Source organism: Bartonella alsatica (assembly GCF_013388295.1).
Taxonomy (GTDB): domain Bacteria; phylum Pseudomonadota; class Alphaproteobacteria; order Rhizobiales; family Rhizobiaceae; genus Bartonella; species Bartonella alsatica.
Map to the genome: position 1 here is coordinate 750,956 of NZ_CP058235.1, position 24,406 is coordinate 775,361.

At 39.4% G+C, this 24,406-nt stretch carries 23 protein-coding genes and 1 pseudogene; 8 read left to right on the forward strand and 16 right to left on the reverse strand.

Annotated elements, in window-relative coordinates; genetic code table 11:
* Window positions 1-20 precede the first annotated feature (20 nt).
* The 9 genes and pseudogenes from HWV54_RS03120 to HWV54_RS03160 all read right to left on the reverse strand — a co-directional run bounded on the left by HWV54_RS03120 (window position 21) and on the right by HWV54_RS03160 (window position 7,991).
* Window positions 21-1,478 carry a cell envelope biogenesis protein TolA gene (locus HWV54_RS03120; RefSeq protein ID WP_176953559.1) on the reverse strand — a complete coding sequence of 486 codons (1,458 nt, stop codon included), beginning with the start codon at window positions 1,476-1,478 and terminating at the stop codon, window positions 21-23.
* A gap of 84 nt (window positions 1,479-1,562) precedes the next feature.
* Window positions 1,563-2,015 carry a protein TolR gene (gene tolR / locus HWV54_RS03125; protein ID WP_005866816.1) on the reverse strand — a complete coding sequence of 151 codons (453 nt, stop codon included), beginning with the start codon at window positions 2,013-2,015 and terminating at the stop codon, window positions 1,563-1,565.
* Between the two features lie 12 nt (window positions 2,016-2,027).
* Window positions 2,028-2,741 (reverse strand): protein TolQ, encoded by a 714-nt coding sequence (gene tolQ / locus HWV54_RS03130; protein WP_005866814.1) that lies wholly within the window; start codon window positions 2,739-2,741, stop codon window positions 2,028-2,030.
* A gap of 141 nt (window positions 2,742-2,882) precedes the next feature.
* Entirely contained in the window at window positions 2,883-3,323 is a 441-nt protein-coding gene (gene ybgC / locus HWV54_RS03135) for a tol-pal system-associated acyl-CoA thioesterase (RefSeq protein ID WP_005866812.1), read from the reverse strand.
* A gap of 401 nt (window positions 3,324-3,724) precedes the next feature.
* Window positions 3,725-4,819: a Holliday junction branch migration DNA helicase RuvB gene (ruvB, locus tag HWV54_RS03140; RefSeq protein WP_005866810.1), complete on the reverse strand. Its 1,095-nt coding sequence runs from the start codon at window positions 4,817-4,819 to the stop codon at window positions 3,725-3,727.
* Between the two features lie 12 nt (window positions 4,820-4,831).
* Window positions 4,832-5,449, reverse strand: coding sequence for a Holliday junction branch migration protein RuvA (gene ruvA, locus HWV54_RS03145; RefSeq protein WP_005866808.1), 618 nt, complete (start codon window positions 5,447-5,449; stop codon window positions 4,832-4,834).
* 13 nt (window positions 5,450-5,462) lie between these two features.
* Window positions 5,463-5,978, reverse strand: a complete 516-nt coding sequence (gene ruvC / locus HWV54_RS03150) for a crossover junction endodeoxyribonuclease RuvC (protein ID WP_005866806.1) — start codon at window positions 5,976-5,978, stop codon at window positions 5,463-5,465.
* Window positions 5,979-6,145: 167 nt separating this feature from the next.
* A complete protein-coding gene (locus HWV54_RS03155) occupies window positions 6,146-6,664 on the reverse strand; it encodes a DUF1465 family protein (protein ID WP_005866804.1) in 519 nt (172 codons plus the stop codon).
* A gap of 165 nt (window positions 6,665-6,829) precedes the next feature.
* Window positions 6,830-7,991 (reverse strand): annotated as a pseudogene (locus tag HWV54_RS03160) (OpgC family protein).
* Window positions 7,992-8,084: 93 nt separating this feature from the next.
* Here HWV54_RS03160 and HWV54_RS03165 point away from each other — a divergent pair.
* The 4 genes from HWV54_RS03165 to HWV54_RS03180 all read left to right on the forward strand — a co-directional run bounded on the left by HWV54_RS03165 (window position 8,085) and on the right by HWV54_RS03180 (window position 11,498).
* Complete coding sequence (locus tag HWV54_RS03165; RefSeq protein ID WP_005866799.1) at window positions 8,085-8,738, forward strand: thiamine phosphate synthase; 654 nt, start codon at window positions 8,085-8,087, stop codon at window positions 8,736-8,738.
* Window positions 8,739-8,754: 16 nt separating this feature from the next.
* Window positions 8,755-9,804 (forward strand): tetratricopeptide repeat protein, encoded by a 1,050-nt coding sequence (locus HWV54_RS03170; protein WP_005866797.1) that lies wholly within the window; start codon window positions 8,755-8,757, stop codon window positions 9,802-9,804.
* 315 nt (window positions 9,805-10,119) lie between these two features.
* Window positions 10,120-10,695 (forward strand): elongation factor P, encoded by a 576-nt coding sequence (efp, locus tag HWV54_RS03175; RefSeq protein ID WP_005866795.1) that lies wholly within the window; start codon window positions 10,120-10,122, stop codon window positions 10,693-10,695.
* 11 nt (window positions 10,696-10,706) lie between these two features.
* Window positions 10,707-11,498, forward strand: coding sequence for an inositol monophosphatase family protein (locus HWV54_RS03180; RefSeq protein WP_005866793.1), 792 nt, complete (start codon window positions 10,707-10,709; stop codon window positions 11,496-11,498).
* A gap of 91 nt (window positions 11,499-11,589) precedes the next feature.
* Here the strand turns inward: HWV54_RS03180 and HWV54_RS03185 are convergent, their stop codons facing one another.
* A complete protein-coding gene (locus HWV54_RS03185; protein ID WP_005866792.1) occupies window positions 11,590-13,380 on the reverse strand; it encodes an ABC transporter transmembrane domain-containing protein in 1,791 nt (596 codons plus the stop codon).
* Window positions 13,381-13,569: 189 nt separating this feature from the next.
* On the opposite strand from HWV54_RS03185, the gene rpmE reads away from it, so the two are divergent.
* On the forward strand, window positions 13,570-13,791 hold the full coding sequence (gene rpmE, locus HWV54_RS03190) for a 50S ribosomal protein L31 (protein ID WP_005866790.1): 222 nt from the start codon (window positions 13,570-13,572) through the stop codon (window positions 13,789-13,791).
* Window positions 13,792-14,103: 312 nt separating this feature from the next.
* On the opposite strand, the gene HWV54_RS03195 is transcribed toward rpmE, so the two are convergent.
* The 4 genes from HWV54_RS03195 to tkt all read right to left on the reverse strand — a co-directional run bounded on the left by HWV54_RS03195 (window position 14,104) and on the right by tkt (window position 19,957).
* The gene (locus HWV54_RS03195) at window positions 14,104-15,135 is read right to left on the reverse strand and encodes a class I fructose-bisphosphate aldolase (RefSeq protein WP_005866788.1); all 1,032 of its coding nucleotides are present in this window, start codon (window positions 15,133-15,135) and stop codon (window positions 14,104-14,106) included.
* A gap of 108 nt (window positions 15,136-15,243) precedes the next feature.
* Window positions 15,244-16,437, reverse strand: a complete 1,194-nt coding sequence (locus tag HWV54_RS03200; RefSeq protein ID WP_005866786.1) for a phosphoglycerate kinase — start codon at window positions 16,435-16,437, stop codon at window positions 15,244-15,246.
* 337 nt (window positions 16,438-16,774) lie between these two features.
* Window positions 16,775-17,782 (reverse strand): type I glyceraldehyde-3-phosphate dehydrogenase, encoded by a 1,008-nt coding sequence (gap, locus tag HWV54_RS03205; RefSeq protein ID WP_005866784.1) that lies wholly within the window; start codon window positions 17,780-17,782, stop codon window positions 16,775-16,777.
* A gap of 168 nt (window positions 17,783-17,950) precedes the next feature.
* Window positions 17,951-19,957, reverse strand: coding sequence for a transketolase (gene tkt / locus HWV54_RS03210; protein WP_005866782.1), 2,007 nt, complete (start codon window positions 19,955-19,957; stop codon window positions 17,951-17,953).
* 311 nt (window positions 19,958-20,268) lie between these two features.
* Here tkt and HWV54_RS03215 point away from each other — a divergent pair, with 311 nt between their 5' ends.
* Both HWV54_RS03215 and HWV54_RS03220 read left to right on the forward strand, forming a co-directional pair.
* Window positions 20,269-20,544 carry a DUF4164 domain-containing protein gene (locus HWV54_RS03215; RefSeq protein WP_005866781.1) on the forward strand — a complete coding sequence of 92 codons (276 nt, stop codon included), beginning with the start codon at window positions 20,269-20,271 and terminating at the stop codon, window positions 20,542-20,544.
* A gap of 12 nt (window positions 20,545-20,556) precedes the next feature.
* Window positions 20,557-20,934 carry a cell division protein ZapA gene (locus HWV54_RS03220; protein WP_005866779.1) on the forward strand — a complete coding sequence of 126 codons (378 nt, stop codon included), beginning with the start codon at window positions 20,557-20,559 and terminating at the stop codon, window positions 20,932-20,934.
* A 770-nt stretch (window positions 20,935-21,704) separates the two neighbouring features.
* Here the strand turns inward: HWV54_RS03220 and pyk are convergent.
* Window positions 21,705-23,141: a pyruvate kinase gene (pyk, locus tag HWV54_RS03225; protein WP_005866777.1), complete on the reverse strand. Its 1,437-nt coding sequence runs from the start codon at window positions 23,139-23,141 to the stop codon at window positions 21,705-21,707.
* Complete coding sequence (locus HWV54_RS03230; RefSeq protein WP_040296416.1) at window positions 23,138-23,671, reverse strand: DUF1036 domain-containing protein; 534 nt, start codon at window positions 23,669-23,671, stop codon at window positions 23,138-23,140. Before HWV54_RS03230 ends, pyk begins: the two co-directional genes overlap by 4 nt.
* A gap of 224 nt (window positions 23,672-23,895) precedes the next feature.
* Between HWV54_RS03230 and HWV54_RS03235 the strand changes: the two genes are divergently transcribed.
* Complete coding sequence (locus HWV54_RS03235; protein WP_005866773.1) at window positions 23,896-24,153, forward strand: DUF2312 domain-containing protein; 258 nt, start codon at window positions 23,896-23,898, stop codon at window positions 24,151-24,153.
* Window positions 24,154-24,406 lie beyond the last annotated feature (253 nt).

The following is a 24,406-nucleotide window of genomic DNA, read 5'->3' on the forward strand; positions in this document are numbered from 1 at the left end:
AAAAAATATCTTAGCCTATCTTACCGTATTGTTTCTTGAAGGGGGTCAACATTAAAATCAAACCCCTGCCCCCACAAATTATACTGATCCCGTGGAAGATCTGCATAAGGTTGACATGAAAAAACCGCTGCATACACCTGCCTTATCATAATAGCTTGCTGACTCTCTGCACCGCTTAAAGGATCAATAACTGGATCTCCTATAACCATTCCTTCACGGTTTAGGTAAAATCGCAAACGTACCACCGGACGATTTTTTAAATCACCACCAAGCGCTACAAGTTTAAGCTTCCGTTGAATACACCCCCCAGCAATAGTGACCAATGTTTGTGCCATTTTTGTGGTATTATCGATATTTTTTCTTGCCCCCAAAGCTTCTGGTGTACTGGAACGTTTTGCACCACCTCCTTGCGTGCGTGCACGATTGAGCAGATTATTTTCTTCCATTGCCAAAATATCTTCAACTGTCTGGTTTTTCATTTGTTGTTTTTTCTTTTTCAATACTTGAGCATTCTGAACAGTAGATTCTTTGACAGGTTTTGGTTTAAACTGAGGAAAAAGAAATTTTTCTGGTAAAGCGACTTTAGGAGTCTGCGGATGTATTTTCGTTTGCTCCATAGGTGCTTTTTGTACTGTTTGAGTTAACTCTTGTGGCGATATCACTTTTTCATTTTTGAGCATTTCTAAAGAAGAATCTGGTATAACCTTTGAGGTCCTCTCTTGAGAACTCTCCAAAGGCGTCTCTTTTTTTACATCTGATAATTCTTGTAAAACATCTTTTTGGGGCTTCTCCAAAGAAGGCTCTGGTATAACCTTTGAGGTCCTCCCTTGAGAACTCTCCAAAGGCGTCTCTTTTTTTACATCTGATAATTCTTGTAAAACATCTTTTTGGGGCTTCTCCAAAGAAGGCTCTGGTATAACCTTTGAGGTCCCCTCTTGAGAACTCTCCAAAGGCGTCTCTTTTTTTACATCTGATAATTCTTGTAAAACATCTTTTTGGGGCTTCTCCAAAGAAGGCTCTGGTATAACCTTTGAGGTCCCCTCTTGAGAACTCTCCAAAGGCGTCTCTCTTTTTACATCTGATAATTCTTGCTCTTTAAGTTCTGGCGAAGGCTTTTCCGATACTTCCTTTTTTGCTGATGACGGAGGAATTGTTTCAACAAGTTTCGGTTTTTCCTTTCGTCTAAAGGGCGCAAGATTATCTAACTGTCCTTCTCCAAAATGATGTGCATCTTCTTTTTCTTGTGTATTATTTGTTGGTTTTACTGCTGGAATAGCGCGCACAGGCGCATCTAATGCACCCTGTTGAGAGGAAAACTCTTGGGTGAGAGGAGCAAGAGTGATCGGAATTACTTCTGATTGTTGTGGTAACGAGACAGGCCTGATGAAATGAGCCCCCCCAACAGTAAACAAAAACACATGTGCTGCAAGGGATAAAGCCAAGCCTCGTTTCATGCTATGATAAGAGTCTTTGTTCATCTTCAAACCTTGCATTTTTTATTTTTAAAGACTGTTTATTGTTTTGCATACTTTGCATACAATGTATAATAGTTTATTATCATTTTATTGTGCCAAACTGGCTAAAGCAACTTGCGAAAAACCTGCTTTTTGAATATCAGCAAGTAGTTTTAGTACTTGTTGATATTCAACTGTTTTAGCAGCACGTACAAAAATACGTTGGTTTTTTTGTGTAGGATCAGACTCAAATTTAGCTTTAAGTTGTGCAATCAGAGCTTCAGGTGTATCGTAATATTCTTGATCAATGGCAAGACGTCCTTGTGCATCAAGCGAAACTGTGAGTGGTGTGTGCTGTGTCTGCACGGGACCAGCTTGGCTATGAGGTAAATCAAGAGGAACACCGTTGACCAAAAGTGGAGCAGAAACCATAAAAATAATTAACAACACCAGCATAACATCAACAAACGGTGTCACATTGATCTCACTCATGAGTTGCTTATGTGAATAACGCCTCCTACGTGCATTTTTTCGAGAAGAAGAAGCGACAACAATACCCATAAATAGTCCCTCTTATAATGACGAATTTGCTGTGCGAGTTTCATCAATACGCCGTGATACAATTGTTGAAAATTCATCGGCAAAGTTTTCTATTTGTGCAATGATCCGAACACTTTCATTGCTCAACTTGTTATAGGCAATAACTGCTGGGATTGCTGCAAACAAACCAATAGCGGTAGCCAAAAGTGCCTCAGCAATACCTGGTGCGACAATTGCCAATGAAGTATTTTGAGACGCTGAAATAGAAAGAAATGATCGCATAATACCAACAACTGTCCCAAAAAGACCGACAAAAGGTCCCGCTGACCCAAGTGTTGCAAGAAAGCCTAATTTTGATTCTATTTTCGCGCTCTCGCGTCCCAAAGTAAGATCCATAGCCTTATCAATTCTACTCTGTAAACTTATTGATGTATGAACTCCTTTTTCAAGGGATTTTCTCCATTCCACCATTGCAGCCATAAAAACTGCAGATATGCTGTTGGTGCGCTGACTTTTACATTCTGCATAAAGATCTTCAAGCGCTCTTCCTGACCAAAATAGACTTTCAAATTGTTTTATTTCACGCCGTATTCTCCGATAAGTCAAAATTCTATCAAAAATAATTGCCCAACTCCATACAGAAGCCAGCAGCAACCCAATCATAACAGCTTTAACAATAAAACCCGCTTGCATAAACAAATGCAATATTCCAATCATTTCTGGATTCGTGAGTTCTACATGCGGCATAATTTTATCCCTCTAAACGAAAAGTTTATTTATTAATGGAATAACGCAGATTGTTTTATAGTTTCTAAATTTAAGAAAACAATTCCACTCTTTCCTCTGTCAAAGAGTCCATGTAATATCAATTTTCAATAGAATACACCTTTAAACAACAATTGTCGAAAAAAGCCCTTTGGGTAAACGGCGCGGTTTTCCTATCTCATTAATAAGAGCAATTTCAACTTTTGCTGTTACCAACATCGTATTCTCATATAGAATATATTGCTCCACGAAAAAGCGCGCTCCTTGAATGCGATCAATCCGTGTTTTAATAGTTAAAAGATTATCGATTTGTGCTGGTCGTAAAAAATTGATTTCCATATGACGTACAACAAAAAACAGTTTTTCACCTTCAACACCTGCTGCCAACATCTTGTTATTAAGACCCGTATCCCGTAGAAATTCTGAACGTCCACGCTCAAAAAACTCTAAGTAGCGCGCATGGTAAACCACACCAGAAAAATCTGTATCAGCAACATAAACGCGCAACTGAAAATCATGAAAAACATTTGTAGGATTGCTTTTAAAAAGATTTGTTTCAGCCATCTACTCCAACCTATAAAATCGTCTAAAGTGGTAAATTATTTGTATATGGAGCAGTTGAATGCATTTTTGTGTTGAAGTCGTGAAAATTAGAGCAAAAATTTTTAATACCCCCAAAGCTTTTTCTGTAAGAATTCACCCACAGACAATGCAACTGTTCTAAAAAAGTATTTTACGGTTGCACTTAAAAGAAAATATTTTAATCATCTATTCCATCCCATAAAGACGTCTGAAGTGACGAATTATCTTGCATATCGAGCAGTTGAGCACGTTTTTGTGATGAAGTCGTGAAAATTAGAGCAAAAATTTTTAATACCCCCAAAGCTTTTTCTGTAAGAATTCACCCACAGACAATGCAACTGTTCTAAAAAAGTATTTTACGGTTGCACTTAAGAGAAAATATTTTAATCATCTATTCCATCCCATAAAGACGTCTGAAGTGACGAATTATCTTGCGTATCGAGCAGTTGAGCACGTTTTTGTGTTGAAGTCAGAGAAGCTGGAGCACAAAGTCCTAAATGGCTCCAAGCTTTTTCTGTAAGAATTCGCCCCCGGGCAGTACGCTGCATAAACCCCTGTTGGAGAAGATAAGGTTCAACAATATCTTCAAGAGCATCACGAGGTTCTGAGAGAGCAGCAGCAATGGTTTCAATACCTACCGGACCGCCTAAAAAAGTTTCCGCAATCAGCAACAAATAGCGACGGTCAAGTGGATCAAGACCAAGATGATCAACTTCAAGACGAGAAAGAGCTTCATCAGCAACTTTACGGTCAATTTCCCCTGCTCCTTTGACCAGTGCAAAATCACAAACCCGGCGTAAAAGTCGTCCTGCAATTCGTGGAGTCCCACGTGCTCTGCGTGCAATTTCATGGGCACCATCATCACTGATTTGTACAGAAAAAAGTCGAGCATTGCGTTGAACAATATATTCCAATTCCTCTATGGTATAAAAATTTAACCGAATAGGAATGCCAAAACGGTCTCGTAATGGTGTGGTCAACAATCCCAAGCGCGTGGTTGCCGCAACCAAGGTAAATCTAGCAAGATCAATTTTAACCGAACGTGCAGCAGGTCCTTCACCAATGATAAGGTCTAGTTGATAATCTTCCATGGCAGGATAAAGAATTTCTTCAATTGCTGGATTCAAGCGATGAATTTCATCAATAAAAAGGACATCGCGTTCTTCTAGATTGGTTAAGAGAGCTGCTAAATCTCCTGCTTTGGCGATAACTGGTCCCGAAGTAGAGCGAAAATTAACACCCAATTCTTTGGCCATAATCTGTGAAAGCGTTGTTTTTCCCAAACCAGGGGGACCTACAAACAAAACATGGTCGAGCGCTTCTTGGCGTGTTTTTGCCGCCTCAATAAATATTTTCAAATTTGCCCGAGCCGCTTCTTGACCAATAAAGTCATCGAGCACTTGTGGTCTTAAGGAACGATCTGGATCATTGGGAAGGGGAACGGCACCTAAAAGGCGTTGGTCTTCATCTTTATGCATTGTTACCCTGTGCTAAGTATGAGGAGAAAGCAATTTCAAGCTATGGCGAATAAGTAGTGCAGAGGAAACGGTTTCCCCTTCAAGAGTTTTCATCGCAGAAGTAAGCGCACGAGCTGCTTGATCACGTTCAAAACCAAGCTTGATCAAAGCAGAAAGCGCATCATTCGTTGGTTGATTAGTCACTTCCGGATGAGAAAACGAAATAGGATGAAAAGTATTGTCATTGTAGGGAAGTGCTTTACTTTTTAACTCACGGACAATTCTTTCACTGACTTTTTTACCAACGCCTGGAGCGCGACTTATCATTGCAACGTCATTTAATGCAATTGCTTGTGCAAGTTCATCTGGCGATAGAATACCCAAAATTGCCAAAGCAACCTTCGCTCCCACACCAGGAACATTTTGCAGCAAGCAAAACCAATCTTGTTCAGCTCTTGTAGCAAAACCAAAAAGGCGAATGGCTTCTTCACGAACATGGGTTTCAATAAAGAGACTTATACTCTCACCAAGAACTGGTAAAGAAGAACGCAGCCGATTTGACACAAAAACAACATATCCCACCCCCTGAACATCCACCAGGATATGATCATCAAAGATATGTTCAAGGATACCTTTTAATTTGCCAATCATGCTGTAACCTCGATCATATTGCAACCTTTGAATGATAAGATTGATTGATACTCTTACGGTGCATACTATGGCAAAGAGCAAGAGCAAGGGCATCAGCCGCATCATTACTATCGAATTCAGCACGTGGAAGCAAAACTTTTACCATCATATGAATTTGTTCTTTAGAGCCATGTCCAATACCAATAACCGACTTTTTTACTTTATTTGGAGCATATTCAAAAACTGGGAGCTTTGCTTGCGCTGGAACAAGCAAAGCAACAGCACGCGCTTGACCAAGTTTTAAAGTTGCCGTAGCATCTTTGTTAACAAACACATGTTCTACAGCAGCTTCATGGGGCATAAATTGATGCACAATTTCTGAAAGTCCTTTATAAAGTTGGCATAATCTGGAAGCAAGATCACTCCGTACATCAGAAGAAAGCGTCCCTGCTGCAACGAATTGAAAGCGATTACCAGAGCAATCGATAACGCCCCATCCTGTATGCCGTAGTCCGGGATCAATGCCTATAATACGAATCGCCTCTGCCATAAATCTAAAGTCTATACATTTTTTCCGCACTTGAACAGAGACTAGCCAGCAAAGAAAATAAAAGACGGCCCATAGAATAATAAAACAGAAGGAAGCAAATTGAACAAAATATATCTCAAGAAGGCAGACATGCGGCTAAATGAAAAAGCAACAAGCTGCAAAATTCTCTAAAAACGCCCAAATGCTGTTTTAAGCAACTCGATCTGTTTACCCACCGGATTGTCCTCTTCCAAGAGATAGGGAAAACTACTTTCTCTCCCAGTACGCATATATTTCATACGCGCCTCTAGCCGAAGTGAGCGGGCTACAAAATAGCGGAAAACTTCTGGCAACTCTTGCCAATGAGCACTTTCTAATTTCAACGTTGGTGTATGAAGCGATATTTTCGCAAATTCTCTTTCTATTTGTTCTGATGACATTTCTCCTTCTCGCTCTGCACGAAGAAGAAGAAGTTGAGAAGCGATTTGCATAAGTCGTGTACTTAAATACATAGCTTCTTTCGCATACATCGCAGAAATTTCTGTCGATAGAGAACGCGCAACCAATTTGCCTTCCGTATCAATATAAGTTGCTGTTTCTTCAATCAACGTCATCGTCTCTTCATAGAGGCGATTGAAAGCATTCTCAAAAGCACTATGCTCAATCATGATAATGGGTTCATCACAAGAATGTTTATGTACACTCACGCTTTTATACTCCAAATAACAGCACAAAAATTATGTTATTAACGAAATGAAAATAAAAAAGTTTCTTTTGTTGCTGTATAAAATGCGTTTTTATATTAACTACCTCTTTTAAAACTTTCGCGCAATGCGCTTCTTATGCTAAGGTTAACGTGTCACAAGATAGCATCACAAACGAATAAGTTTCCTTGAAGAAAACTGTTGAAGAGATCGACGTTTTTCACAATAGTAGGCGACCCCAAACTGTAAAGCAATGCCACTTATAATCAAGAAACTATCGGAAAAAAATGTTCCTGTCATTATTGTTTTTAAAACTTGTCCAAACATTGCAAACACCGTCCCCGTTACAAAAACGGGAAGACTGTGTTTACCTAAAATTGCTAAAGGATTTTTTTCTGAAACATGAAACCAATTATGCAAGCGAGGCAAAAAAAGGATCAGCGCTGATAGGGCAATAATATGGAGCAGACGGGGTAAACTCAAAAAGGTTTTATTAAAATTAATTAATGGAGAAGTCCAACCAAGCCACCCTAAAACACCCCACCAATTCAAGCGAACCCATAATAGAGAAAGCAAAAGATACACAGTTGCAACAACAACCCAAAAAGGTTGAAAGGCGATTGTTTTTCCTTGTTTAAGAAATAAAGTGATAGTCAACCCTATTACAAACAAAAATTGCCAAGATAAAGGGTTTAAAAACCACTTTCCCTGTATAGGATAAGAAGGGGGAGCAATTTCATAAAATCCACAAATCAGGTAGAGCATGAAGGAACCCGAAAGCAGCAGCCATTTTTGTTTACAACTCAAATAAAGTGCAAAAGGCGCAAAAAACATGAGAACAATATAAAGCGGAAGAATATTATTATACCCTAATTGGTGTCCAAAGCTTAAGGTACTAAAAACTGCAATGAAAGGCTGTGTGAAAAATAACCCCACATTATTCATTGATAAAAGTTTCTCTACACGCCACAAAAAAAGCACCTAAAAAAAGGCTCAAAGTTATAAATGTGGTAAAAAGATAGGCTCCATAAAGCTGAAAAGCTCTCTGCCAAAGTTTGCGTACAATGAAAGTAAAAGACGCCTGATGTAAACGCGCATGAAAGCTTAGCCCAAGAGATACCCCTGAAAGTAAAACAAAAACTTCTGCTGAATCAGAAAAACCGAAGTTTTTATGTGTTATATATTCATATAAAGTCCCAGGAATATGATTGATGAAAATTGTCAACAAGGCTAAAGAACGAAAAATATCAACGCGTGTATCACGATGAAAAGGATGTGTATTATGGTTAAAAACACTCTGATATCCCATAAATGCCCCCCTACAAATCATAAAAGTACCCGTTTATTTTAACAAAGAAGATTTATAAGAAGAAGCCTTAATTGTAAGAGTCAAATTTTTTATTTTAAGAGTTAAGGATTTTATATGACAAAACAAAAGAATAAACTGATTGATCCACCTTCTCATCCTCAATTGGTTTTAACATTAGACGTACGGCGTGTTTTACAACCTACCTTTTTGGGCCAAATATTGCAAACAAAGTCTTTTGTATGTGTCATTCTCTATGACTCTGAGAAAGATGAAGCTTTTTTACAAAAACAAGCAAAAATCTACACTGAGGATATTCAGCATAATAACATTGCCCTTCTCATTTCTGGTGACAGCCGAATTGTTGAACGCACAAAAGCAGATGGTTTGCATGTGGAGGGTGACCTTAACACTCTTGAACACTTTGCAAATCAAAAAAAAGGACAAAAAATAGTAGGTTTTGGCAATTTGCGTAATCGCCATTGTGCCATGCTTGCTGGAGAAGCAGGGGTCGATTATCTTCTGTTTGGAAAATTAGGGGCCGATAAAAAACCGCACTCTCACCCCCGCAATATCCAATTGGCGCAATGGTGGGCAGAGATTATGGAAATCCCCGCTATTGTTCAAGCAGGAAGCGATTATGAAACTTTTGATGAAGTATTAAAAACCGCCTGCGAATTTATCGCCGTTGAAGAAATCATTTTTGCACACGACAATCCTTTAATTATACTTGAAATGATGAAAGAAAAATGTAAAAATTTTCTCCTGTGATGCAGAGGAAACATCCATGATTAAAAGAAGCATGAAACTGCTTATTGTGGGAGTAATTTGGCTTGCAAGCGTTATCGCTATTGCAAATTCTGCTGGAAGCACTGAAGAATCCTCAAATCTCAAAAACTCTTTGAACACTATTCAAACAGCTTCAAGCACACAAGAGTCTTTCCATCCCTTACAAGCTGGAGAATATGATCAAGCCTACGACTATTACGTTCAAGGCTATTATTTGAAAGCCTTTCGTGAAGCACTCAGACGTGCTGAACAAAATGATCCTTTCGCACAAACTCTTCTTGCTCGGATTTACATGGAAGGATGTGCAGTTCCCGTTGATGGTGCTCGTGCTGCTTTATGGTTTGGACGTGCAGCAAAACAAGGCGAACCACAAGCACAATTGCGCTATGGACTGATGCTATTTGATGGTAATTTTATTACACAAAATCAAGAACTTGGTGAACAATTTATTCAAAAATCCGTAGAAGCCGGAGTAAAAGAAGCCTATTATTATTATGGGCAATTGCTTCTTTATAAAGCTTCACGTGAAAAGCAAATTCTTGCTGGTGTTACGATACAAAGTCGTGAAAATGAAGCGATAGAACAGGCACTAAAATGGTTCTTAAAAGGTGCGTCTCTTGGTGATCCCGAAGCAGCTTTTGCTGCAGCAAAAATTCTTTCTTTAGGAACTTTAACGCGGCCAAAAGATGATCGTAATGCACGCAAACTTATGGAAGTTGCAGCTCAAAACAAACATTCTCTAGCTCAAATTCTTTTGGCACAATGGCTAGTACAAGGTCGTGGGGGAAAAACTGATTTTCAACGTGCTTTTCATTTGCTTTTGAACAATGCGCTCAACATGAGCGCACCAGCACAGATTTCTCTTTCAAGACTTTATCGAGATGGAATAGGCACAACAGGCGATATGATAAAGGCAGCAGCATGGTATATGCTTGCAAAACAAGCAAAAATACAAGCTCCTGATCTTGAAATGATGCTTGATGGGTTAGATAACACACAATTGGAAGAAGCACGAAAAGAAGCAATAAAGCTTCTTCCTGTTTTTTAAAAAATGCTTGAAAAAATGATATCCTTTTCTTCAAAATAGATAAATTCTCACAAAATCCCCATAAAAATCTTTGTGCAAATTGTTAAAAAGCTTGCGTCTGAGCACTTTTTATGGTCTTGCAAAGAACTGAAAAGCAAGAAAAGATAAAAAAGTTCTTTAATTTAGGAGTACTTTCTAGGCTCTTCTCTCTGCAAAAACAACGAAAGAACTCACCATAAAAACAACAAAAGAGCTCGCCACAAAGACAACGAGGGGAATAGCCATACAAGGACAAAAAGAGCTCTCTTTTTGTAGGAATAGAATTGGATAGAAACGATGAAAATTAATGGCAATGAAATTCGCCCCGGTAACGTAATTGAACATCAAGGAAGTTTATGGGTTGCTGTTAAATGCAACGCGGTAAAACCAGGAAAAGGCGGTGCATTTAATCAAGTTGAAATGAAAAATTTGATTGATGGTACAAAACTCAATGAACGATTTCGTGCTGCCGAAACGGTTGAAAGAGTACGCCTTGAACAAAAGGATTTTACGTTTCTTTATCAACAAGGTGATGCTTTGATCTTTATGGATTCTCAATCCTATGAACAACTTGAATTGCTAAAGGATTTTGTTGGTGAACGTGCTGCTTTTCTCCAAGATGGGATGACTGTCACAGTTGAACTTTATCAAGAAAAGCCAATCGGCATATCCCTTCCCGATCAGGTTATTGTAACGATTGCTGAGGCTGACCCAGCCATCAAGGGGCAAACAGTCACAGCCTCTTATAAACCTGCAATTCTTGAAAATGGTATCCGTATTCTTGTTCCACCCTTTATAAATACTGGTGAACGTGTCATTGTCGACACCAACGAGTTGATCTATTTGCGTCGTGCAAATGAAAAGGATAAATAAAGGAATAAAAGATGCCCCATTCTGCAATCATGAATGTTATGGTGCAAGCTGCAATAAAAGCAGGACGCTCGTTGGTGCGTGATTACGGTGAAGTACAAAATTTGCAAGTGTCTTTGAAAGGACCTGCAGATTATGTAAGCCAAGCAGATCGTAAAGCTGAAAAAATTATTTTCCATGAATTAAGCAAAGCACGACCCAAATTTGGTTTTCTAATGGAAGAGTCTGAGGAAATTATTGGAGAAGATTCACAGCATCGTTTCATTGTTGATCCTTTAGATGGCACAACAAATTTTCTCCATGGCATTCCTTTTTTTGCTGTTTCTATTGCTTTAGAAAGTCAAGGAAAAATCGTTGCTGGCGTTATTTATAATCCCGTAAGTGATGAGCTATTTACCGCTGAACGTGGTAGTGGAGCTTTCTTTAATGACCGACGCTGTCGCGTTTCTGCACGACGAAGACTGGAAGATTGTGTCATTGCAACGGGTATGCCGCATTTTGGTCGCCCAGGTCATGGAGCATATCTTATTGAATTGCGCAATGTGATGATGGAAGTTTCTGGACTTCGTCGTTTTGGAGCTGCTGCTCTTGATTTGGCTTATGTCGCAGCTGGAAGAACCGATGGATTTTGGGAAGATAACCTACAAATTTGGGATATAGCTGCTGGAATACTGATGGTCCGTGAAGCCGGTGGTTTTGTCACAGATAAAGAAGGCGGTAATGATATATTTCGCAAAAAAAACATCATTGCTGGCAACGAACACATTCGCATCAAGTTAGAAAAAACTCTTAAGAAAGGAATTTAACTCTCAAAAAAACAGCAATCTGGAAATAGTATTTTGTGTTTCCTAAAGCGCACCGACGATAATTCCCAAAGAATTTATTGATAATATTAGTTTATTCAGGGGAAAATTGCAATTTAGCTAAATAGGCATAAATCCCGTTTTGTGCAATGAGTTCTGTATGTGTCCCTTCCTCAACAAGAGCACCTTTATCCATTACAAGAATACGATCAGCTTTTAAAATTGTTGCTAGACGGTGAGCAATTACTAATGTTGTTCGATTTTGCATCAACCCTTCTAATGCTTCTTGCACTAACTTTTCACTATTTGCATCTAAAGCCGACGTTGCTTCATCAAGCAGTAACAGTGGAGCATTTCTTAAAATCGCGCGTGCAATACCAATGCGTTGTTTTTGCCCACCCGAAAGCATGGTACCACGCTCTCCCACTTTTGTATCCAAACCGTCTGGTAAAGCTTCAATAAACTCAAGTGCGTTGGCTGCTTTAGCGGCAGCGATAATTTGTTCTTCATAAGTATTTTCTGTACCGAAAATAATATTATCGCGTAACGTGCCATCAAAAATGGCGACATCTTGTGGAACATAAGAAATTGCACTGCGTAAATCTTGTAAAGAAAGGCGATTGATCTCCCTGCCATCAAATCGAATTTGACCACTTATAGGATCATAAAAACGAAGGATCAAAGAAAAAATAGTACTTTTTCCTGCACCTGAAGCACCAACAAAAGCAACTGTTTCACCCGCTTTGACAGAAAAAGAAAGAGAGCGTAAAATCTTTTCTTGTGGCCTAGAAGGATAAATAAAATTAACTTGATCAAAAACAATAGCACCTTGAATAGGTTTTGCCAGTGGCAAAGGAACCTCTGGAGCTAAAATAGTAGGCTGTTCCTGCAACAATTCGGCAAGCCGTTCAGCAGCTCCTGCTGCTTGTATTAATTCTGCACCTATTTCCGATAATTGCGCAAAGGTTGAAGCTCCAAAAACCGCATAAAGAACAAATTGACCTAATGTTCCCCCTGTCATAGTCCCATTCAAAACATCCCGTGACCCAATCCATAAAACAGCGACCACACTGCTGAAAACCAGAAAAATTGCAAATCCTGTAAAAAAGGAACGCAAAATCACAGAAGCACGTGCCGTTTGAAAAGCACGTTCTATCAACTGTGAAAAACGTGTAGCAACAAGTTTTTCAGCAGTAAAAGCCTGCACAGTGCGAATAGAGCTTACCTGTTCTGTTGCTAAAGCATTAGCATCTGCTAAACGGTCTTGCGCAGCGCGTGTACGTGCACGAACCCTACGCCCAAAAACAACTAACGGAATAGCAACAAAGGGGATGGCAAGCAAAACAAGCGTGGACAATTTAGCATTGGTAATAACCATCATTACAATTGCTCCAATCACCACAATCAAATGACGCAAAGCGGTAGAGGCAGTTGAACCAACAGCTAATTTTATTTGCGTTGTATCCGTTAAAAGCCGGGAAACAATTTCACCAGAATGAGACTTATCAAAAAAAGCAGGCGAAAGTTTCATAATATGTACAAAAACATCACGCCGTAAATCGGCAACAATCCGTTCTCCCAAAGTGATGACACAATAATAACGGCAAGCAGAAGCAAGTGCGAGAAGCAAAGCCAAAACAAACAAAATAAAGAAATAAAAATTGATATGACCATGACTTGAAGTAGAAAAACCATAATCAAACATTTGGCGGATAGCAACGGGCAAAGCGAGCGTAACAAGAGCAGCAACAGACAAAGCTAAAAAGGCAAATATAAACAACCAACGATAACGTACAAGATAAGGACCAAAAGTTGCAAGCAACGAGAATGAAGACTTTTTTGTGGAAGGCTTTATAAATTTTTTTGAATGATTGAAAAGATTCATAAGGTTTTGCTCACTATATTTGGTTGTTTATAACACTTGCATGCAACGTTGTATCTTGAACACTTGTTTTTTGATGCGTGCTCGGTTATAGGAGTATTACTTTAATCAGTTTTAACAAAAAGACAAAGGAAGCGCACTTAAAAAGTGATAAAGTGCCATTTTACTCTATAAATACAAAAGGTTTGACGCATGAAAGCGAATATTCATCCTGATTATCACAAAATTACCGTCGTTATGACAGATGGAACTCGATATACAACACGTTCCACTTGGGGAAAAGAAGGAGATGTCCTTAATTTGGATATCGACCCCAAATCCCATCCAGCGTGGACAGGCGGGTCTCAAACACTCGTAGACCGTGGTGGACGTGTTTCTAAATTTAAAAATCGTTTTGGTAATCTTGGTATATAAAAGCCTCGCTCTGGTTCTAAAGAGAAAAAACGCCTGATAAGCTGCTTACTATACATTAAAAACGATAAAACTGCTTTGGCTTGTAAAAGGAACACCGTTTAATAGTCCTTTACAGTGGAGTTCTTATAGAAAACACTTTTAAGCTGCTCGTGAAATGCCCCACTCAAAGCAGAGTTTTTTGCATGTTAAAGAAAAATAGAAACTGATTACTTCTATAAACCATGATGATACAAAGAAAAAAGGAGAAGAGGGCTAAAAAGCCCTCGCTCGAAACGATAAAAAGAAATTTGTAAACACAAGATTTAGAGCATTTTAAGCATACGACTTTTCCTGGTCTTTTGTCCATTTTCCCAAAGCAGCAAGATGGTTCATTCGGGCACGATGACAAAAAGCCTTTTGTGCAACAGCAACATTTTCATCTTTTCCAGCCCATGCTTTTAAGGCAGCCGCTTGTAATGCCCGTCCATAAGAGAAAGTTAATTTCCAAGGTAAAGTCCCTAAAGCATTCATAGCAGATAAATGCGCCGTTGCTTCTTCATCGCACTGCCCTCCAGAAAGAAAAGCAATTCCCGGAACAGAAGCAGGTACAGTCTGTTTAAGAACCTGGATCGTCTTTTCAGCCACCTCTTCAACAGAAGCATTGCGCGCATCTTTTCCATCAATCACCATATTGGGTTTTAAAATCATACCCTCGAAAAGCACATGACACTCAAATAATTCTTTAAAAACCGTGTTTAAGACAGCTTGTGTAACCTCAAAACAACGTGCAATTGAATGTTGACGTGATGGCCCATCCATCAGCACTTCCGGCTCAACAATAGGCACAAGACCTACTTCCTGACATAAAGCAGCATAGCGTGCTAAAGCCTGTGCATTTTGACTTATTGCACCTTTTGTTGGCAAAACACGTTCATCAATAGCAATCACCGCACGCCATTTAGCAAAACGCGCTCCCAAAGCATAATAATCTTTTAAACGCTCACGCAGTCCATCCAACCCTTCTGTAATCGTTTCATGAGGAAAAGCGGCCAATGGTTTGGCACCGGTATCAACTTTAATTCCCGGCAAAGCACCCGCATCACGAATAAGATCTGTCAACATCTGCCCCGTAGAAGCTTTTTGACGAATGGTTTCATCAAATAAAATGACACCAGAGATAGCACTTCTCATAGCTTCTTTTGCAGTAAAAAGCATTTCACGATAGGCGCGACGATTATTCTCATTGCATTCAACACCAATGCTTTCAAAACGCTTTCCAATCGTCGCAGTACTTTCATCTGCAGCTAAAATACCTTTCCCTGCACTCACCAGAGTAAGTGCTATATCTTCAAGACGTTCATTCATAAAAATTCCTCTTTATTCTGTCTAATTTCTAAAAATAGCAATATAGCCAGCTACCCTATACAACCTGAGACCATACAGCTTTTTTAACTTTTCCTTCAAATCAAATCTTTAAGCCTGCATGAGAGCGAAAATACCAGGAAGCATCTTGCCTTCCATCCATTCTAAAAAAGCCCCCCCTGCAGTCGAAAGATAAGTAAAATCATTAGCAACACCAGCATGATTAAGTGCAAAAACCGTATCTCCCCCACCTGCAATTGAAATCAATTTTCTTGCCGAGCTCCGTTCTGCTGCATGACGTGCCACTGCTATCGTTCCCTGTTCAAAGGGAGGCACCTCAAAAACACCAAGAGGGCCATTCCACACAAGGGTAGCAGCCTTATCAATCACAGCATTGATATTTGCAATGGAGTTTGTACCAATATCCAGAATCATTCCCTTTTCCGGAATATCTCCAATATCATAAAGACGATGTGGTGCATTTTTTTCAAAGCGAAATCCAACCATCACATCCACAGGGAGTAGAAGCGTACATTGGTACTCTTGCGCTTTTTCAATAACTTTTTTTACAGTTTCCATCAATGCATGTTCACACAATGACTTTCCAACTTGAACACCTTGGGCTGCCAAAAAACTGTTGGCCATACCACCACCAATCACCAAATAATTGACCTTTTCAATCAAATGATTAAGCACAAAAAGTTTACTAGAAACCTTTGCACCTCCAACAATTGCAACTACTGGACGCGTCGGATTGCCAAGCGCCTTTTCTAAAGCCTGCAATTCACACTGCAAAGAACGTCCCGCATAAGAAGGCAAAAAATGCGTTATTCCCTCCACCGAAGCATGAGCACGGTGAGAAACTGAAAAAGCATCATTGACATAGAGATCCCCATGATGAGCTAAGGCTGCAGCAAAAGAACAATCATTCTTTTCTTCACCTGGATGAAAACGAACATTTTCAAGTACTAAAACATTACCGTTTTGCAATGCTTCAACCGCCATTTGCGCTGTTGTTCCAATACAATCTGATGCAAAAGCCACCGACTGATTAATTATTTTCTCCAGTACTTGTACAACGGGGCGTAGAGAAAATTCTGGCTCCCCTTGTCCCTTGGGACGCCCACAATGGGAAAGTAGAATAAGTTTAGCGCCACGTTTTTGAAGTTCAACAAGTGTCTCTTTATGTCGTTTAATACGCGTCTCATCACCCACTTTTCCTTGCACCATTGGCACATTAAAATCTACCCGCACAAGAACACGTTTCCCGGTGACATCAACATCATCAAGTGTACGAAAACCCATCACTGCACCTTCTCCACTTTCTGTGGTTACACATAAAAAGCACACCTCCCTAACTTTCTTTCCACTCAATTCTTTTTGCTTTTACATAAAAAAAACTTGTAACTGTGCTTTCTCAAACTTCGTTTTGTTTAAGCTTCACTTTTTCAAATTTTGCCCTTTCATGAAATTTTAAAACACATATTGTACAAATACAGAAAACCCTATCAATCACTTAAACAGCACCTTTTTTTTAACGTACCAATAGCGATTCTAGGCGTCTTTTTCAAAAAGAATACGCCTTTATTCTTATCATAAAATTTGACTTTGTTAAGATAAAAGAGAGGCTTCAGAACCTCTTTTATATTGTTTTGGCAAAAGCTACTGCCGTATCAGCCATACGGTTTGAAAAACCCCATTCATTATCGTACCAAACCAGAACACGACAAAGCTGACCATCAATTACCTTTGTTTGATCATTATGGAAAATAGCTGAATGCGGATTATGATTAAAATCACAACTCACAAGCTTTTCTTCTGTATAGTCCAAAATTCCTTTGAGTGACCCTCGTGCAGCAGTGCAAATAGCCATATTAATTTCTTCAACCGTTGTGGAACGTTTAGCAGTAAATGTTAAATCAACCACAGAAACATTCGGAGTTGGAACACGAATCGACACACCATCGAGCAATCCTTTTAACTCTGGCAAGACCAAGCCCACAGCTTTCGCCGCCCCTGTCGAGGTAGGAATCATAGAAAGAGCTGCCGCGCGTGTACGATAAAGGTCACGATGCATTGTATCCAACACAGGTTGATCACCTGTATAAGAATGGATCGTCGTCATAAAACCTTTTTCAATGCCAACTGTATTGTGCAAAACCTGCGCAACAGGCGCTAAACAGTTAGTTGTACAAGAAGCATTGGAAACAATCCTATGCTCTTTGCTTAGAAATTGATGATTAACTCCATAAACCACAGTGAAATCTGCACCCTCCGAAGGAGCAGAAATAAGAACACGCTTTGCTCCCGCATCTAAGTGAGCACTTGCTTTGTCACGCGCAGTAAAAATACCTGTACATTCCAAAGCAATATCGATATCTAAATCTTTCCAAGGCAACTGTACTGGGTCACGCTCTGCCAACACCTTTATCAAACCGCGTCCTATATCAAGCGCATCACCAACAACCCTAACCGCACCAGGAAAACGCCCATGGACTGAATCATAGCGTAATAAATGAGCATTTGTTTCCACCGATCCCAAATCATTAACGGCCACAACTTCAATATCTTGTCGTCCACTTTCCACAAGTGAGCGCAAAATATTGCGTCCAATACGACCAAACCCATTAATTGCAACGCGAACCGTCATTTCCCATTTTCCCTATTTTATTATAGCGCAACAAACGAGTATTTGTTTCCACCGATTCCAAATCATTAACCACTACAATCTTCAATATTTCGATCAATCACTTTCCATAAGTGAACGCGAAATACTGCTCCTAATACCTATCAACCCTATTAATTGCAATGCGAACTGTCATTTCACATTTTCCTTATGGATCTTTTCAAGTTCTTTTTCAACGGTAGCGACCACATTCTCACAAGTGATATCGAAATGTGCATAAAGTGTATCAGCTGTTCCACTGGCACCAAACCCATCCATACCAATAAACACACCATCACAACCGATAAAACGCTCCCATCCTTGTCGCACAGCAGCTTCAATAGCAATTTTAATTGGTGCATCACCAATGAGGGCACGTTGATAAGAGAGAGATTGCTGTGCAAAGAGTTCGAAACAAGGCACAGAAACCACACGTGTTGGGATACTTTTTTCTTCTAAAACCGCATGTGCCTCTACTGCAATTTGCAATTCTGAACCAGAAGCAAATAGGGTAACCTGCGCATCATCACTAGCGGTAAGTAATTCATAAGCACCCAGCATACAAAGATTTTCTTCTTCATACTCTTGACGTAAAAACGGTAAATCTTGCCGACTTAAAGCCAAAGTAGAAGGTGTTTCGCGTGTTTTCAAAGCCAATTGCCAACACTCAACTGTCTCCATAGCATCAGCAGGGCGGAAAACAAGATGATTAGGCAGAGCACGCAAAGAAGCCAAATGCTCCACGGGTTGATGCGTGGGGCCATCCTCACCAAGACCAATGGAATCATGGGTCAGGACATAAATCACCCGCAACCCCATCAAAGAAGACAGACGCATCGCAGGACGCATATAGTCAGAAAAGCACAAGAAAGTTCCCCCATAAGGAATAAAGCCTCCATGAAGAGCAAGACCATTCATTACTGCTCCCATCGCATGTTCGCGAATTCCATAATGCAGATAGCGCCCTGAAAAATCTTCAGCAGAAATACTTTTCATCTGACTGCTTTTTGTATTATTAGACCCGGTTAAGTCAGCCGAACCGCCAATAGTTTCAATAACAACCTCATTGATAACTTCAAGAGCCATTTCTGAAGCTTTACGCGTAGCAACACAAGGGCGCTCTTTAGTGAGTTGCTGCTTATAAGCATCAATAGCGCTATCAAATCCACCGAGAAGATCACCCCGCATTAGTCTTTCAAACTCCACACGTTCTAACATAGAAAGAGCAGCTAATTTTTTTTCCCATTGTTGTCGTTTTTTAGCAGCATTGAGACCAGCCAAACGCCAATTATCAAGAATATCAGCTGGAACAACGAAAGGCTCAACCTCCCATCCCAAAGCGATACGAGTTTCAGCAATTTCCCGGGCGCCTAAAGGTGCTCCATGAACTTTATTGGTGCCTGCTTTATTTGGTGCTCCAAAGCCAATGGTGGTTTTACAGTCAATCAAAGTTGGTTTATCGGAATCTCGAGCTGCCTCAATAGCACGTGCAAGTTCAGCTTGATCATGTCCATCGACTTTGTGTGTATTCCACCCAGACGCTTTAAAACGCGCCATTTGATCTGTACTATCAGTAAGAGAAATTTCTCCATCGATGGAAATATTATTATCGTCCCACAACACAATAAGCTTACTGAGTTTCAGATGACCAGCAAGGGAAATAGCTTCTTGAGAAATCCCTTCCATAAGACACCCATCCCCGACCAACACATAAGTGTAATGATTGATAAGATCTCCAAACCGCGCATTTTGCAAGCGCTCACCAAGTGCCATTCCCACGGCATTAGCCAATCCCTGACCAAGAGGGCCAGTAGTTGTTTCAATTCCTGCGGCATACCGATATTCTGGATGCCCGGCAAGCTTTGACCCTAGTTGGCGAAAATTTTTGAGATCTTCAAAGGTGATATCCTCATAACCAGAAAGATATAGTAAAGCATAAAGCAACATAGACCCATGCCCAGCCGACAATACAAAACGATCACGATTAGGCCAATGGGGATTTTTAGGATCATGAGCAAGGAACTTTGTATAAAGAACGGTAGCGATATCGGCTGCGCCCATTGGCAAGCCAGGATGACCAGAATTTGCTTTTTCAATCGCATCAATAGCAAGAAAACGGATAGCATTGGCCATCTGATTTTGTTGTTCAGTATTCGTCATAAATGATAGACCATTTCATTATTCTCTTAATTTTTTGAGAAATACTCTTTGTTTAATTCTCAAGATAAGCTTTCTTATTATCGTCACTTGAGTAATATTAATAATATTCCCCTCACACATCCTTTTACACATAATCATTTATGCCAATACACTGAAAAAATCCAGCTTTTAATTAACATGTATCTTCTGCCTTGCTTGCGAAAACATTCTACATACTTAAAAATAAAATTTACACAAAAAAAGAAAATGTATGATTCGTTTTTGCATAAAAAACTGATAAAGGATACAATTACCCAAAGGATAGAAATAGCATGAATCTAGAAAACACGGTTCTACCACACGCTTTAGAGCAATTAGAAAAAGCATTAAGAACCTTAGAAATCACTATTATAAACCGCAATGCCGTTATTGATAAAAACAATGAATGGGAAGAAGAAATACAACGAATGAACGCTGATCGTAGCCATCTTGCCCAAGCACTTGATAAAGCTGAAGCCCAAGTTGAGCGGCTAGAAGCAGTAAACAAAGAAGTTTCCAAACGTTTGATTAAAGCGATGGAAACGATTCGCGTCGTCATTGATAGATAAAGGTTTGAATGTATGGAAACTGTTTCCGTCACCATTGATGGTAAAGTTTATCGCATGGCTTGCAATAAAGGGCAAGAAAGCCATCTTATTGAGCTTGCAGCTCGATTAGACCAATATATTGCACATTTGAAAGAAAATTTTGGTGAAATTGGCGACCATCGTTTATCGGTTATGGCCGGCATTATGATTATCGATGAAATGGAAGAAATACAACGAGAAAATAAAAAACTACAAGAAGATTACGAAACTCTTTTACGGCTACATCACGAAAGAGATCGCACTATGGGAAAAATTGTACGAAACACAACAGAACGTATTGAAAAACTTACCAATCAATTGCTCAAAGATAACCAAACCAACATTGATGTTCAAGAACAAGAAAATTCATAAATTCACATTAGTTTTTAAACTAACTAAACACAGTAATTTTTTCAACAAGAGTAATTTTCAACGACCGATATAGATATAATTGTAAAAGAGTGGTGCACATTGCAATAGAAACAAATAAAACAAATTTCCTCTCGGAAAAAAGCAGTATTTGTGTTTCACATCAACTACTATTGCCTTATCAAAAATGTCTTTCACCAATGATATCATGCAAAACCCATGAACATCCCCACCTTTTACACTCTAAATAAATAGACCAACATCATTATCCTCTTTACCCGCACCTAAATATATTTACTTTGTTATGGCTGCTTTTGCAGCTAAACAGTTTATGAAAAGGATATTGTTTTTTTAACAATTCTATTCACACTTCGCTTCCTTTTATGATACGTAAGCAAATATTTTTTCGACCCTGAATAAGAAGAAGTTTACAATGAAAAAATGTTTCTCTATTTACAGTTCTCATTCAAATTGAAAAATTATGAATTATGATTATAAATCAATATATTAATTGTATAATAAATAAAGCTATACAAAAATATTTCAAAAAACAATACAGCATCAAAATCCCGGTTAAATTTTCTACTCCATCATAAACGCAGTTTTTTCAAAATAAAGATCAGATGCCGCTTCAGCAAACAATTTACAATATCGGATCCTACATATCCTCCGACCCAAGACAACCACCATGTTGTTTTCCCAATGAATAATAAAGCAATGCTAGATCTATTCAGTCACTTTCCTGCCCAAAGCAACGCGGGTAAACGTTCTCGTTAAATACCCTTTTTTCCATCTTGAGAAACAGAAGCGATACGCAATAAATTTGTAGCACCAGGCGTACCAAGAGGGACACCTGCTGTCACAAGGAATCGATCTCCTCCTTGGCAAAAGCCCTCTTGAAAAGCAATAGATGCAGCACGATCAACCATATCCTCTAAATCCTGTGCATCTTCGCTAACCACACAATGCAGCCCCCAAACCAAAGCCAACCGTCGTGCTGTTTCCACGATAGGCGACAAAGCAACAATAGGTTTACTTGGGCGTTCCCGTGATGCACGCATACCCGTTGTGCCTGAAGCAGTATAAGCAATGATAACTGCTAATTGAAGTGTTTCGGCAATTTGTCGTGCCGCAAGAGAAATTGCGTCTGTTCCTGTTGACTCCGGAGCAGGATGCTGCGCTCCAACCATAGCAGCATAAGTATGATCTTGTTCAATTTGCCTAGCAATGCGGTCCATCATCAACACAGCTTCTTCAGGATAAAGACCAGAAGCAGATTCAGCAGACAACATCACAGCATCGCTCCCGGCATAAACGGCTGTAGCAACATCAGAAACCTCTGCGCGTGTAGGAACAGAAGATGTAATCATAGACTCGAGCATTTGTGTTGCTACCACCACAGGCTTTCCAGCTAAACGACAAGCTTTTATTAACTCTATTTGGAGTGCAGGAATCTTTTCCAATGGCATTTCTACACCAAGATCTCCACGTGCAATCATAATACCATCAGAAACATCAATAATCTTCTCTATGTGCTCTAAAGCTTGAGGTTTTTCGATCTTAGCCATCAACGATACTTTGTTCTTTGTCAACCGACGTACCGCTATAATATCTTCTGGACGTTGGATAAAAGAAAGCGCTACCCAATCAACAGGCTGCTGTAAAAGAGCCTGAAGATCAAGCTTATCTTTTTGCGTCAATGAACCAAAAGGCAAAACTGTATCGGGAAAACTCACGCCTTTTCGATCAGAAATACGAGTCCCAGAAACCACACAACATTCAATAGAATGACCATCACACTTTTCAGCACGCAGTTCCAGTTTTCCATCATCAATCAACAGTCGATCCCCTGGTTTAACAGCTGCTAATACATCCCCATGTGGAAAAAAAACACGCTGTGTATCACCCGGCACATCACAATCATCTAATGTAAAGCTTTGCCCAACACGTAAATCTTCCTGACCTTTCGCAAAACAGCCAACACGCAATTTTGGTCCCTGTAAGTCCACTAAAATACCGATTGGCCGTTGAACAATTTTTTCAACCTTCCGTATGCGCTTAATCAAATCATCCATTGTTTCACGGTCGGTGTGGCTCATATTTAAACGAAAAACATCTGCTCCGGCCCTAAACAGTTTTTCAATCATAGAAATAGAAAAAGACGCAGGACCAAGAGTGGCAACGATTTTTACTTTACGTGCACGCTTCACGGTAAAGAACCTCTTAAAAGAGGGGAGGAATGGACACCTGAATCGTTGAACAAAGACTCATCGGTTAACTGCACCATCCAACTGGTTTGGTTGCCCGTATCAATTTCCTTAAACTCAGCCTTCTGATACCCTCTGGGAAAACAATCGTGAACCCCTTGAATGGTAAATTGGCTATCTTGCACACACATGGTTATAGTACCTGACCAATTACCTTTTTTCTGTGCACCCTCCGCATAAAAATAATAAAACCGTGAAGAAAGAGGCCCCTCTATTAAGGTTTTACATTCTGTCACAGGCACCACCCACCATCCTTCACTCACCCAACCTGAAAACGTACGATATCCCACAGCAACACCAACAGTCTGTTGGGTCGTATTACAAACCCGAAAATCAGCTTTTGCAAATACAACAAATGGAAACAACAGCAGAATGCTCAAGAGAAAAATCCTCAGTTTTTTCTCAAACATCCATTTCCGTTTTTTGGCAACCACAAAACTTCCTTTATAATGCAAGCCATTAAAACAAAGCATATATCTTTTTTTTCAAAAACCTTTCAAACCCATTAATGTATCTTTATCATTTTTTGCTTCTTATGGCCTTTTTATCAAGGCATATATTTAAAAATTTTACAAAATATTTAAAGTCAATTTGTAAAAAAACTGTATAGCTTGATTTACCTCTTGTTTTTCAAGCTTTCCCATAAAACTTATCGTTAAAAAACAGCTTGAAATATAAAAATCTGGAGAAAAATGCAATGAACACAGTAACTAATGAAACACACGCTATATCCGTAAACCAATTGCGTGCTTTTATCGAACGTATTGAACGATTAGAAGAAGAAAAGAAAACCATTTCTGATGATATTAAAGAGGTTTACGCCGAACTTAAAGGCTCTGGATTTGATAGTAAAGCTGTTCGAAGTATTATACGGTTACGTAAAAAAGAAGAACATAAACGCATGGAAGAAGAAGCCGTCATACAACTTTATAAAAACGCACTTGGTATGAGTTGACACCATTAATGACACTTTCTCAAAATTGAAAAGAAAATACACCTAAATTTCTCTCAGAAATGAGTAGTTCGTGAACTTATAACAAGAATATCGGCAATATGTCGCATTCTTGGAGAGTAGCTTCCTTGAGCAAGCGTAATTGTCTCTTGCACCAAGAAGTGTTCTTATACTCTAATCAATCGTTAAGATGTTGAACAAGGAGATAAGTAGGCGCAAACATCAGATGGCCGTGCATATACGATACTATATTTTG

Coding starts and splice junctions, on each gene's coding strand:
- HWV54_RS03120 (WP_176953559.1), bottom strand. CDS start 1,478: ATGAACAAAGACTCTTATCATAGCATGAAACGAGGCTTGGCTTTATCC.
- tolR (WP_005866816.1), bottom strand. CDS start 2,015: ATGGGTATTGTTGTCGCTTCTTCTTCTCGAAAAAATGCACGTAGGAGG.
- tolQ (WP_005866814.1), bottom strand. CDS start 2,741: ATGCCGCATGTAGAACTCACGAATCCAGAAATGATTGGAATATTGCAT.
- ybgC (WP_005866812.1), bottom strand. CDS start 3,323: ATGGCTGAAACAAATCTTTTTAAAAGCAATCCTACAAATGTTTTTCAT.
- ruvB (WP_005866810.1), bottom strand. CDS start 4,819: ATGCATAAAGATGAAGACCAACGCCTTTTAGGTGCCGTTCCCCTTCCC.
- ruvA (WP_005866808.1), bottom strand. CDS start 5,449: ATGATTGGCAAATTAAAAGGTATCCTTGAACATATCTTTGATGATCAT.
- ruvC (WP_005866806.1), bottom strand. CDS start 5,978: ATGGCAGAGGCGATTCGTATTATAGGCATTGATCCCGGACTACGGCAT.
- HWV54_RS03165 (WP_005866799.1), top strand. CDS start 8,085: ATGACAAAACAAAAGAATAAACTGATTGATCCACCTTCTCATCCTCAA.
- HWV54_RS03170 (WP_005866797.1), top strand. CDS start 8,755: ATGATTAAAAGAAGCATGAAACTGCTTATTGTGGGAGTAATTTGGCTT.
- efp (WP_005866795.1), top strand. CDS start 10,120: ATGAAAATTAATGGCAATGAAATTCGCCCCGGTAACGTAATTGAACAT.
- HWV54_RS03180 (WP_005866793.1), top strand. CDS start 10,707: ATGCCCCATTCTGCAATCATGAATGTTATGGTGCAAGCTGCAATAAAA.
- HWV54_RS03185 (WP_005866792.1), bottom strand. CDS start 13,380: ATGAATCTTTTCAATCATTCAAAAAAATTTATAAAGCCTTCCACAAAA.
- rpmE (WP_005866790.1), top strand. CDS start 13,570: ATGAAAGCGAATATTCATCCTGATTATCACAAAATTACCGTCGTTATG.
- HWV54_RS03195 (WP_005866788.1), bottom strand. CDS start 15,135: ATGAATGAACGTCTTGAAGATATAGCACTTACTCTGGTGAGTGCAGGG.
- HWV54_RS03200 (WP_005866786.1), bottom strand. CDS start 16,437: ATGGGTTTTCGTACACTTGATGATGTTGATGTCACCGGGAAACGTGTT.
- gap (WP_005866784.1), bottom strand. CDS start 17,782: ATGACGGTTCGCGTTGCAATTAATGGGTTTGGTCGTATTGGACGCAAT.
- tkt (WP_005866782.1), bottom strand. CDS start 19,957: ATGACGAATACTGAACAACAAAATCAGATGGCCAATGCTATCCGTTTT.
- HWV54_RS03215 (WP_005866781.1), top strand. CDS start 20,269: ATGAATCTAGAAAACACGGTTCTACCACACGCTTTAGAGCAATTAGAA.
- HWV54_RS03220 (WP_005866779.1), top strand. CDS start 20,557: ATGGAAACTGTTTCCGTCACCATTGATGGTAAAGTTTATCGCATGGCT.
- HWV54_RS03230 (WP_040296416.1), bottom strand. CDS start 23,671: ATGCTTTGTTTTAATGGCTTGCATTATAAAGGAAGTTTTGTGGTTGCC.
- HWV54_RS03235 (WP_005866773.1), top strand. CDS start 23,896: ATGAACACAGTAACTAATGAAACACACGCTATATCCGTAAACCAATTG.